Below are 9,690 nucleotides of genomic sequence, written 5' to 3' on the forward strand. Positions count from 1 at the left end.
CACCAATTTTTTGCATCTAAGATGCAAAAAAAGTCCTCTCCTTAAAGGAGAGGATTTAGGTAAGGTTACGGAACTATTGCATCCTCAATATGATAAATATCTTTCCTATTTTTATTCCAAATTATAGAAATTATATCAAATCTAATTTCATTATCTAAATCATTTTCAATAAGATATGCATCGGCAACTTTCATTAAATTTTCTTGTTTTGCCTCGTTTACAGCTTCTTCAGGATTACCATAAAAATCGTTAGTTCGGGTCTTTACCTCCACAAAAATAATTACTGAATTATATTTGGCAATAATATCAACTTCACATCTTTCTGCTACCCAATTCATTTCAAGAATTTCGTAACCTTTATCTTTTAGATATTCAGCAGCGAATTGTTCGCCTTTTGCTCCAACTGACTTATTATCACTCATTAGAAGACTTCTTTTTTTATTATTTTAAATTCCGAAAAAATTCTAAAGCTGTTTTTTGATCACTTTTTAGCTGACTTTTTAATAATTCAACATTATCAAACTTTTGTTCTTCTCTTATTCGTTTAAGAAAATTAATTTTTATTTCACTATCGTAGATATTTTCATCAAAATCAAAAATAAAAACTTCTATTGATCTTGCTTTTTCAAGAATAGTTGGATTTTCTCCGACATTTAAAATTCCATAGTATTTTTGTTTATTCAATATTATTGAAACGATATATATTCCATCTTTAGGGATAAGTTTATTGCCATTATCAGGAATAATATTGGCTGTAGGAAAATCAAGTGTTTTACCAAGTCCTATTCCTTTAACAACCTTTCCACTAAAATTATATTCATAGCCAAGCATTTTGTTTGCATCTGCAATTTCTCCAGCTTGCAAAGCTTTTCTAATTTTAGAAGAACTTATTGTTACATCCTGAATATTAAAAGCCTCAACTTTATGAACTTCAAAATTATGTTTTTTGGAATTCTTATTCAAAAAATCTATTGTCCCTTGTCTATCTTTACCAAATTTATGGTCATAACCAACAACAATGGACTTAATTCCGATTTTTTCTATTAAAAGATTCTTGATAAAATTTTGTGGATCTTGATTTGAAAATTCTTTAGTGAAAGAGATTAGCAACAAATTATCTATGCCATACTCTTCTAATAAATTTATTTTCTCTTTCAAATTATTTAACAATCTTAATTTGCCAGCATCTTTATTTAAAATAATTCTTGGGTGGGGCCAAAAAGAAATTACAATTGATTCACCATCAAATTTATTTGCTTCGGATTTAAGTTTTGCAAGAATTTCTTTGTGCCCTAAATGTACTCCATCATAAGTTCCTACTGTAACAACAGGATTTGTCAGTTTACAACAATTCTCTATTTTGTCAAATACTTTCATTATAAACTTTCAATATTTGATTCCTTTATTAGCTTTTCAAATTCATCAATAGTTAATGCATCAGCAACATCATAATCTCCAATTTTTGTTCTTCTTAGCTCGGATAAATATGCACCGTTGTTCAATGCTTTTCCAAAATCATTTGCTATTGAACGGATATAAGTTCCCTTACTACATTCTACCAAAAAAGTAATCTCGGGAAGATTTATATCTTTTATTTCAAATTTAAAAATTTCAACAATACGTTTTTTAATTTCAGGGTTCTCACCTCTTCTTGCTTTTTTATAAAGTCGTTCTCCATTTATTTTTAATGCTGAATAAACAGGTGGTTGCTGTTCAATTTTTCCAAGAAATTGCGTTCTTGTTTTCAATATTTGTTCTTCAGTTATCTCTGAAATATCAAATTCTTTAATTTTTTCTGTTTCGCTATCAAATGATGGTGTGGATGCACCAAGTGTGAATTTCCCTGTATAGGTTTTTTTCATCCCCTGATACTCATTTATTCTTTTGGTAAATTTCCCTGTACACATTATCAATAAGCCTGTTGCAAGTGGGTCAAGAGTCCCTGCATGTCCTATTTTTTTTATTTTTACTATTCGTTTTAATTTCCGGATAACTCCAAAAGAAGAAATATTTTTTGGTTTATCAATAAAAATTACTTCACCTAAAGAAAAATTTATAGTGCCTGTTTTATCGGTTTTTGAAATCATAATTAATTGATTGAAATAAGGAGAATTTAATAATCTATTATAACAATCCAAAAATTATTGCAATTACTCCAACAATGGAACAATAAATTGCAAAATATATCAATTTACCTCTTTTAACAATTTTTATCATCAGCTTACAAGCCACTAATCCTGAGATAAATGAAGCAAAGAAGCCAATAACTAAAGGAAGGATATCAACGGAGTTACTCATAGAAATATCTCCTTTTAATGCTGAATAAATATTTGCTCCAATAATTGGCAAAATAACCATCAAAAAAGAAAACTTTGTTATTTTTTCTTTATCAATACCAAGTAGCAAACCTGTAGCAATAGTTGAACCTGAACGAGAGATACCTGGCAAAATAGCAACAGCCTGTGCCAAGCCAATAACAATTGACTTAGAAGCATTTACACTATTAACTGTGTTTTTTGCATAAAAAGTAAATGCAAGAAGTGAAGCTGTTACCAATAACATAAACCCGACAAATAAAAGATTGCCTGTAAACAATGCTTCGATTTGTTCTTCAAACAATAAACCTACAATTACTGTAGGAATCATGGAGAGTACAAGAAGTGAAATATATTGTGTTTCTTTGTTCCACTTAAATTTAAACAAGCCTCCAAACAGTTTTAGAATATCTTTCCAAAACACAACAATTGTGCTTAAAACCGTAGCACCATGAACAACAACCGTAAACATCATTCCTTGTTCGGTATTTGCTCCAAGTATTGCTTTTCCTAATTCGATATGACCACTACTACTTACAGGCAAAAACTCAGTTAAACCTTGCAGTATTCCTAATATTAGTGATTGAAACCAATCCATAATTATTAATTTTCATTTTTGTTAGTTGTTTTTTTCGGATTCTTTAATATTGCATATATCATAAATACAAATCCGAAAACCACAAAAATTACAGATAGATTCATTTTTACAAAACTAAAAATATCTTCTTTCCCTGCCATTAAAATGTATCCTATTATAATAATTAAAAACCCTATTCCCATTAAAATATAATTCTCTTTCGTTAATGGAAAAACAGTTGTATCTTTATTTTGAGTTTTTTTATCAGATATGAATTTTTGCTTCTGTTGTGATTTCATATTTTGTTTTGTTTTTTTATTTTGTACCATTTCTTTAATCTAAAAAATATTTATTTTAATATAGTTCATCAAGTTTCAATCGTAAATACTTTCGCACTGAGTAATAACTACTAACACCTGTTATTAATCCGCCAAAAATAATTATTGTCAATGCAACTAATAAATTTGTTTCCGTATCACTTACAATCTTATAAGGAATTTTTGAATTTGACATATAAAATAAGAAAACAACTAATCCATTTGCCAGCACACCACCAATCAAACCAAAGGACACTGCCCTTACAATAAAAGGTTTACGAATAAAAGCTTGAGTAGCACCAACAAGTTGCATGCTTTTTATTAAAAATCTTTTGGAATACAATGTTAGTCTTATTGTGTTGTTTATCAATATTATTGCTATCAACAAAAATATTGACATAAAAGCAAGCAATATCATTCCTATTATCCGCACATTACTATCAATATTTTCAAGAATTACTTTTTGATATGAAATTTCTTTTATAAAAGCAAATTCATCAAGTTCCTTTTTGAAATTTTCAATACTGTCAACATTTGCATAATCGGCTATAAAATAAATTTCTAAAGAAGAAGGAAATGGATTAAAACCTAAAACCGCATCAACATCCTCACCGAGTTCTTCTGTCATTATTTTTTTTGCTTCTTCTTTATCTACGTAATTGGTTTTTATTACACTAGGCTCAACTTCCATCATTTTTTGCAAATGAAAAATATCAGCTTCTTTTGAATCATCATCAAAAATAACATTTACCTGAACATTTTCCTTCAAATAAGATTTTAGCTGATCAGCATAAAGAATTAAAATTGCAAACAATCCTATTAAAAAAAGCACTAAAGTGATGCTTAATAGAGGTGAAAAATATGAACCTCGCTTTCTTTTTACTTTTCGTTTTTTTGTCATTCAATTAAATAAAACTGATATTTCTAAAAAATTCAAATTTAATATTTTTATTGATTCTGATAAGTGTAAAAGTGAATTTCATTTCAGATTTTAAAATGTCCTTTTATTAAAGGGAGGTTTTTTAAAACATTTTTTTCATATTTTTGCACCTTGCTTAAAATTAAGGTAATGAATCTGATTTTAGATTTTGGAAATACAATGAAAAAAGTGGCTCTTTTTGAAAATAAAGAGTTAATTGATAAAAAAGAGTTCTTAAATGACAAGAATAATGAATTACTCAATTTTATTAAAAACACTGACTTTAAACAATCCATAATTTCATCTGTCATTTCTACTCCTGATGAAATTATTAATGTTGTTAAACAAAAAACATCAAAAACAATTATTCTTGATAGCAATACAAAAATCCCCATAAATTTAAATTATAACACACCCAAAACATTAGGCAAAGACAGAATAGCTCTTGCTGTTGGAGGATATTGCAAATTCCCACAACAAAATGTGTTAATTATTGATATTGGCAGTTGTATTACTTATGATTTTATAGATAAAAACGGAAATTATCAAGGAGGAGCAATTTCTCCCGGTCCAAAATTAAGATACAAATCATTATCCGACTATACAGATAGACTGCCACTACTTGAATATCAGGACAATAAAATCCAAATCACAGGCAAATCAACATCAGCATCCATGCATTCGGGAATTAAAAATGGCATTCTATTTGAGTTAGATGGATTTATTAATGATTTTAAAAACTCATATAAAGATATGAAAACAGTCATTTGTGGAGGATATTCAAAATATTTGCATAACTTATTAAAAAACCCCACTTTTGCGGAATTAAATTTATTGTTGTACGGACTGAATGAAATACTTTTTTTTAATGAATAGAAAAATATCAATTATATTATTTGCCTCTTTACTGATTAACATTGTATCAAATGCACAAACATTCAGACATCCGTATTCATATTACGGATTAGGGGAATTGCAAAAAACAACTTTTATTGACCAATCAAGCATGGGGGGATTATCAATTGCTTACAACAATGGGCTTTCATACACACCCTCAAACCCTGCCTCGTATTCTTTCAATGAATTTTCCACATTCAATTTAGCATTGTCAGGAAAAATTCAAAACCTTAGCCAACTAGATAAAAGCTATACAACAACATTTATGGATTTCGGGTATTTTAGCTTAGCCTTTCCTATTTCTAAAAAAGCAGGTATTGGCGGAAGCTTTGGATTAATGCCTGTAAGTAAAATCGGATACAAAGACGAAACTACTTTCTTTGAAGAAGTTGATAGTTTTGATTACACTGAAACTTACGAACTTTCAGGTGGATTCTCTAAATTTTATCTTGGAGCCTCCTTTCTTTTATGGGAAAAATTAAGCATTGGAGCTAATGTATATTACCTTTTTGGAAATACTGAAGAAAATCATTTCCTCAACTTTGATGATGCCAAATATAACAGTGTCATAGAATATACTCAAAAAAATTATTACAAATTAATGTATGATTTTGGAATGCAGTTTTCAACAGAAATTGCAGAAGATTATAAACTTACACTTGGAGCTGTATTTTCACAAAATGATGAATTATCTGCTCGAGAATACACAATAATCCAAACTTACGAACATGGAATAGGTGGATACAAAGACAGCATTGAAACAAACACCGAAGGAAAAACAGGCATTGAGTTGCCACTCAGTTATGGATTTGGTTTCATGATTGATAAAAAATATAATTGGAAATTTGGAGTAGATTATAGCTTTAGTAAATGGTCATCATTTACTGGCTTAGAGAATTATTTTAAACTTAATGACCAATGGGAAATTATTGCAGGTGGAGAATACACTCCCGATTACCAAGACATTAGTAACTACTTTAAGAGAATAAATTACAGACTGGGCATCAAACATTCACAATCATATTTAAACGTAGAAAACAGTGCGTTTTCAAAATCAAGCATTAGTTTGGGTGCTGGATTTCCATTACGAAGATCTATTTCAAGACTCAATTTTGGTTTGGAATTTGGAAAAATAAGTAGCAATAAAGATGTTTTAATTAACGAAAATTACATTAATATTTTTATAGGTTTCAGACTTAATGATGTCTGGTTTCAAAAATCTAAAATAAACTAACTATGAAAAGCAAAAAAACAATCATAACAATATTTTTATCAAACCTAATTATTCTTTCCGTTTTTGGATGTAATACAACAAAATCAACATCAAAATCCAATGAAACAAATGAGGAACTCAATAAAATTAGAATGGAACAAATTGTTCAGGAAGTGGAAGAGGAAGAAAGTAAAAACAATCCTATTCAAACAACAGGAAATGATACAATTAAAAAATATGGTGTTGACAGTTTAAAAACAATTATGAACTATTCACTATATATTGAATATTTCATACAAGACAATTATAAAGATGCTTACAAATATTGGAAATATTTATATTCCAATGCACCAAAATTCAACAAAGGTGTTTATATCAATGGAATTAAAATGATTAAAGATTTTATAAAAAAATCAAAAGATGATGATGCTTTAAAAAACAAATGGATTGACTCTTTATTCATGATATATGACCAAAGGATAACATATTTTAATGAAAAAGGTTTTGTTATTGGGAAAAAAGGAGAAGACCTTTTTATACTTGACCCTTCAAGATTTGAAGAAGCTTACAAACTCCTTGAAGAATCAATTAATCTGGAAAAAGACAACAGTAGTTCCGTTACTCCTTATTACTTTATGTACACCACCACAATAATGCTTAAGCATAAAAAAATAGATGAATCTGTACTTGTTCAAAACTTTGTTACTGTAACAACAATTATTGATAACAATATTGCAAAAGGCGAAAAAGTATCAAGATGGAGAAAAATAAATGACAATGTAGTTCAACTTACAAGTCCTTATTTGGAATTTGAAGTTCTTGAGCCAATATTTACTAAGAAATTCAATGACAACAAAGACAACCTTTCAGACATCACAAATATGATTTCACTTCTTGATAGTAAAAGATATACCGAGAATAATCTTTATATGATGCTTAGTGAAAGAGCATACGAATTAGAACCTTCACCAAAAGCAGCATATAGCCTTGGCAATGCTCATTATGGTAAAGGGAATTATTCAAAAGCAATTTTTTATTATGAAAAAGCCGTAAACGCAATGGATGATAGCAATATTGATAAAGCAAAATATTACATGTCATTAGCAGAATCACAAAAAAAAGCAGGTAGCCTATCGGCAGCAAGAGCAAGTGCAAGAAAATCTGCAAACCTTAATCCTAATAATGGTACTCCATTTATTTTTATTGGAGACCTCTATGCTTCAAGTTCTTCAAGCTGTGGGAAATCAGATTTCGAAAAACAAGCTGTTTATTGGATTGCGGTTGATCAGTATTTTATTGCCCGTTCAAAAGGTAATGAAGATGCAGCTAAAAGAATAAGCAAATATTCACAACATTTCCCTACAAAAGAAGAATCATTTTATCAAGAGCCACCTATAAAAGATGGTGCTAATTATTCTATCGGATGCTGGATTAATGCTACTACTAAAGCAAGATTTAACGAATAGAAATTTTAAGAAGAGGTTTATTTTGAAAACTTTTAATTACAATTTTATGTTTAAGCCTCAAATATTATTTTTCTTTATTATTATTTTTCTACTTTTTTTTTCAGCTTGTAACAAAGCAAAACTCGAAGATGTAGAAGCACTCACAAATGAAGAAGTATTTCCTGCCGAAATAGCAAAAGATATTGAATTTACATTTAGTGATTCTGGAAAAGTTAAAGGAATATTACTTGCTCCACTAATGGAATCATACCAAGGAAGTGCTCCTTACCGTGAAATGAAAAAAGGACTTACAGTTACTTTTTATAACAATAATATTCCAAGTAGTTTTTTACGTGCCAATTACGGAATTCAGCATATCAATAAAAAATTAATTGAAGTAAAAGGAAATGTTGTGGTAGTAAACACAAATAATGATACACTTACAACTGAACAATTATTTTGGAATCAAAGAAAAGCAAAAGTATATTCCGAAAAATATGTTAGAGTTAGAAGAAAAAATGAAATAATAAAAAGTCAAGGTTTTGAATCTGACCCGGAATTCAAAGAATATAAATTTTATGATATTAGAGGAGTAATTAATTTAAAGGAAACTGAAGATGAAGAATAAAATAACGAATTGTAATTTTCGACCTAAATAGTGTTAACTTTTTAGGTTCTATGTTGATTTGTGTGGGTGAAAAAAAAAATTAAAGCCACAGACTTCGTCTGTCGAAGACAAGCTAAGTGTAATAGAAAAATGACTACGTCTGTCGAAGACAGATTCACAGATTAAAATTATTTTATATGCAATATTCTAATAAGATATATCCTTTAATCCAAATATATTGAGATTTGGCGAAAATTCATTAATTAGTACCTCTTAGAAAACTAAAGAAAATTCTGCATATCCTCTGCTCAACCCTTTGTCCCCTAAAGAGAATGCCATCACTTAGTGAGTTGGGTTTTCCCCTTTAAGGAATTTAAGGGGTACAGGTAGACAAATAATGAGTTTTCTTATAAGCACTAATTACAAAAAGAGTAATTTTGTAATCTGTGAATCAAATTTGATTACCCACAGTATTTGACATAGAACCACTTTTTATAATTATTCCTGTGACTTTTTAAAATCTTCCAGAAATGTTTTTAATCCACTATCTGTTAAAGGATGATTTAACAATTTTAGGATATTCTCGGGAGGGCAAGTAACAACATCAGCACCTAATTCAGCACATTTTACAATATGCATAGGACTTCTTATTGAAGCAGCAAGGATTTCTGTCTTAAAATTCTGCATAGAAAAAATATGAGTAAGTTGCTCTATTAATTCAATCCCATCTCTTGAAATATCATCCAACCTACCTAAAAATGGAGAAATATATGTAGCACCTGCTTTTGCTGCTAAAATTGCTTGACCAGCAGAAAAAACCAAAGTACAATTTGTTTTTATTCCTTCTGAAGTTAATTGTTTGATTGCTTTCAAACCATCTTTTATCATAGGCACTTTTACAACAATGTTATCATCAATTGCAGCAAGCTCTCTTGCTTCTTTTAGCATTGTCTCAAAATCAGTAGCTATTACTTCCGCACTAACATCACCATCAACAATTTCGCATATTTTTTTATAATGATTTCTAATATTTTTTTCACCTTTAATACCTTCCTTTGCCATTAAAGATGGATTTGTTGTTACGCCATCTAAAATACCTAAGTCCATTACTTCTTTTATTTTTTCAATATTAGCTGTATCAGCAAAAAATTTCATAGTTCAAAATTATTTTGAGTGTTGAAAATGTCATAAAAAAAGGTAAGCTACCTGTATCGCACTGCTCAACCAAAACTACCTTGCTACATTCCTGTCCTGGGGTACATAAAGGGAGCTAGTCGTACAGGGCTTACCCACCGCAAAGATAAAAACATTTAGGTTACTAAAAAGAAATGATTGTAAAAATATTTTAAATTATTTGAATTAAAAACACTAATAAAGGGAGGTTTTATAAATACATTCGC

The 9,690-nt window shown here is 29.1% G+C and carries 11 protein-coding genes and 1 other RNA gene; 4 read left to right on the forward strand and 8 right to left on the reverse strand.

What is annotated here, in order from left to right; all coding sequences use genetic code 11:
- Positions 1–65: 65 nt before the first annotated feature.
- From U9R42_11270 to U9R42_11295, 6 genes are read right to left on the reverse strand one after another with little or no spacing between them, the layout of a single operon-like run.
- Positions 66–422 (reverse strand): YraN family protein, encoded by a 357-nt coding sequence (locus U9R42_11270; GenBank protein MEA3496606.1) that lies wholly within the window; start codon positions 420–422, stop codon positions 66–68.
- Positions 423–441: 19 nt separating this feature from the next.
- A complete protein-coding gene (locus U9R42_11275) occupies positions 442–1,377 on the reverse strand; it encodes a bifunctional riboflavin kinase/FAD synthetase (GenBank protein ID MEA3496607.1) in 936 nt (311 codons plus the stop codon).
- The gene (gene truB / locus U9R42_11280; protein MEA3496608.1) at positions 1,377–2,087 is read right to left on the reverse strand and encodes a tRNA pseudouridine(55) synthase TruB; all 711 of its coding nucleotides are present in this window, start codon (positions 2,085–2,087) and stop codon (positions 1,377–1,379) included. The genes U9R42_11275 and truB overlap by 1 nt, the downstream gene beginning before the upstream one ends.
- Positions 2,088–2,124: 37 nt before the next feature.
- Complete coding sequence (locus U9R42_11285) at positions 2,125–2,913, reverse strand: undecaprenyl-diphosphate phosphatase (protein ID MEA3496609.1); 789 nt, start codon at positions 2,911–2,913, stop codon at positions 2,125–2,127.
- A gap of 5 nt (positions 2,914–2,918) precedes the next feature.
- Complete coding sequence (locus U9R42_11290; protein MEA3496610.1) at positions 2,919–3,221, reverse strand: DUF3098 domain-containing protein; 303 nt, start codon at positions 3,219–3,221, stop codon at positions 2,919–2,921.
- A gap of 25 nt (positions 3,222–3,246) precedes the next feature.
- The gene (locus U9R42_11295) at positions 3,247–4,110 is read right to left on the reverse strand and encodes a permease-like cell division protein FtsX (protein MEA3496611.1); all 864 of its coding nucleotides are present in this window, start codon (positions 4,108–4,110) and stop codon (positions 3,247–3,249) included.
- A gap of 168 nt (positions 4,111–4,278) precedes the next feature.
- Here U9R42_11295 and U9R42_11300 point away from each other — a divergent pair, with 168 nt between their 5' ends.
- From U9R42_11300 to lptC, 4 genes are read left to right on the forward strand one after another with little or no spacing between them, the layout of a single operon-like run.
- Positions 4,279–5,004: a type III pantothenate kinase gene (locus tag U9R42_11300; GenBank protein ID MEA3496612.1), complete on the forward strand. Its 726-nt coding sequence runs from the start codon at positions 4,279–4,281 to the stop codon at positions 5,002–5,004.
- Positions 4,997–6,259, forward strand: a complete 1,263-nt coding sequence (locus U9R42_11305) for a hypothetical protein (GenBank protein ID MEA3496613.1) — start codon at positions 4,997–4,999, stop codon at positions 6,257–6,259. Before U9R42_11300 ends, U9R42_11305 begins: the two co-directional genes overlap by 8 nt.
- 2 nt (positions 6,260–6,261) lie before the next feature.
- Entirely contained in the window at positions 6,262–7,704 is a 1,443-nt protein-coding gene (locus U9R42_11310) for a tetratricopeptide repeat protein (protein ID MEA3496614.1), read from the forward strand.
- Positions 7,705–7,750: 46 nt separating this feature from the next.
- Complete coding sequence (gene lptC, locus U9R42_11315; GenBank protein ID MEA3496615.1) at positions 7,751–8,311, forward strand: LPS export ABC transporter periplasmic protein LptC; 561 nt, start codon at positions 7,751–7,753, stop codon at positions 8,309–8,311.
- Between the two features lie 477 nt (positions 8,312–8,788).
- Here lptC and fsa read toward each other — a convergent pair whose 3' ends face one another.
- A complete protein-coding gene (gene fsa, locus U9R42_11320; GenBank protein MEA3496616.1) occupies positions 8,789–9,445 on the reverse strand; it encodes a fructose-6-phosphate aldolase in 657 nt (218 codons plus the stop codon).
- Between the two features lie 37 nt (positions 9,446–9,482).
- Positions 9,483–9,581: signal recognition particle sRNA small type (gene ffs / locus U9R42_11325), an RNA gene on the reverse strand.
- Between the last annotated feature and the right edge of the window lie 109 nt (positions 9,582–9,690).

This window comes from Bacteroidota bacterium (assembly GCA_034723125.1).
In the GTDB taxonomy this organism is placed as follows: Bacteria; Bacteroidota; Bacteroidia; order CAILMK01; family JAAYUY01; genus JAYEOP01.